3 protein-coding genes are annotated in these 1,727 nt (G+C 32.0%); 1 reads left to right on the top strand and 2 read right to left on the bottom strand.

Features of this window, described 5'->3' with window-relative positions; genetic code table 11:
* Positions 1-141 (top strand): BrnA antitoxin family protein (locus FTV38_RS17385; protein ID WP_180023032.1); only part of this gene is annotated, 141 nt, incomplete at its 5' end.
* A gap of 75 nt (positions 142-216) precedes the next feature.
* Here FTV38_RS17385 and tenpIN read toward each other — a convergent pair.
* Together tenpIN and FTV38_RS17375 are read right to left on the bottom strand one after the other, a co-directional pair.
* Positions 217-705, bottom strand: a complete 489-nt coding sequence (gene tenpIN, locus FTV38_RS17380) for a type III toxin-antitoxin system TenpIN family toxin (RefSeq protein ID WP_180023031.1) — start codon at positions 703-705, stop codon at positions 217-219.
* A gap of 206 nt (positions 706-911) precedes the next feature.
* The gene (locus tag FTV38_RS17375) at positions 912-1,442 is read right to left on the bottom strand and encodes a hypothetical protein (RefSeq protein ID WP_179996726.1); all 531 of its coding nucleotides are present in this window, start codon (positions 1,440-1,442) and stop codon (positions 912-914) included.
* Positions 1,443-1,727: the final 285 nt, after the last annotated feature.

Here is a 1,727-nt window from a genome sequence, read left to right as displayed (position 1 = left end):
CGCCCAGTGAAGCAACAGACTTCCATCCGTTTAGATGCTGATGTACTTGCATGGTTTAAAGCTCAAGGTAAAGGCTATCAAACACGAATGAATGAAATTCTGCGAGAAGCAATGTTAGAAGATTTAAAAAAACATCAATAAAAATGGGAGCTTAGGCTCCCATTTTTGATATCGTATAAGGTGTATTATGTTAATTTTAGAAAAATTTAATATTTCTTATTGCTGAGAAATTCCTAATTCTTCGTGATAATTAATCAGAGTAGTTTCTATATATTCAGCTGATCTTAGGATGTTTTGATCCTTTTTTTTAACCGCATTAATATATTTTTCTACATAACCAATAAACATTTTTGTTATATGTGCTTCCTTACCAGCTAACTTTTTACCAGCTTCCTTTGTCCTAAGCACAAATACTTCATCTGAAATATATGATTCATCTTTGATTAGTAGTGCTTTCGAATAATCTAGCCCCATTCCTTTAATATGTTTAACTTTTCTATTTACCTCAAGAATTAATGAAGCATTGTGAGTAACATGAGATCTAACAGGAATTGCAAAAGTAAGATCATTTATAGTGATTTTTACTACCCCATGTCCCCTTTCTTTGGTTGTATCCCATTTACTATCCAGAGCATAGTAATCCAATGCATGTTGGACTATCGGATTTCCAGTGTAGAAAGAGGTATTTAACTTCTTTAATTGCATATATATTTCCATTTAAATGCAAAAAACCTCGACATTTGTCGAGGCTTTTCTAGATAGCAACAAGGAATTTGAGAGTTTAACGTGAGGATCTTCCTACCCCACAAGCTATCTATCTACTAATATATATGAATACACATATTAGTCAATAAAAAACGTACTAAAGGCTAGGTTCAAATTCTTCTTAAACATAATTTAATATTTATATATCATCTACTTACAAGCAATGTATGCATTCTTTTCAAAATCATCAATATGTTAAGAAGTAAGTTTATAAGAATGAAAACTATCAATGGTTTCAACATATAACCATGAAATATAGTTATATATTTGATTGATGTATAAATTAGGCATAAAGAAACAAGGACAATAGAACATAAAATGGAATAGCTAATATTGTAATAAAGCTCTTCTAATACCGACTTCTTAATATCAAAGAGTGGATCAATCGCTTTTTCTTTCTCTTCAGCTAACTCTCTTCTTTCTTCCAGTTTTTGTTCTTGGTCAAAAACTAGAACTAGAACTGATAAAAGTAAAGCTGAGAATATTGAACCTAAATTAACCAGTAAAGAAATTATTTCCTTCCCATTCAATGGTATGAAAATAATACTAACTGATAAAATTATTGGAAGCACAATGAATACAAGAAATTCTAAAATTCCTATTTTATTGTTACGAGTTTGACGCAATGTTCGAAAGTGACCTACCACTATGTCACAGATATTAATGCGATTACTCATAGTCTATATCCTTAAGGCTTATATAAACTTCTAGTGAACTCTTGATCAATTTCTTCAAACCATTTTTCCAAAGCTTCAGGAGTTGGTAAACCTCCCTGTACTTCAATATAGTCTGGAGCTTCTATCTCACATAGTGCCGTTGTTTGGTTCCTACCGACGTAAGCATCCGGCTAACACAGCCTTACCAAGCGATCCTATAAGCCTTAATTTAGTTCCCACCTAAAAACAAGTGGGGACTTAATCCATGAACATGGATATATATTCAGCAACACCTCCTGTTGCTAA

The sequence above is a fragment of the Acinetobacter sp. YH16044 genome (genome assembly GCF_013417145.1).
In the GTDB taxonomy this organism is placed as follows: Bacteria; Pseudomonadota; Gammaproteobacteria; order Pseudomonadales; family Moraxellaceae; genus Acinetobacter; species Acinetobacter amyesii.
Note: the sequence above shows the minus strand (reverse complement) of the source record. Positions and strands in the feature narration are given on the sequence as shown.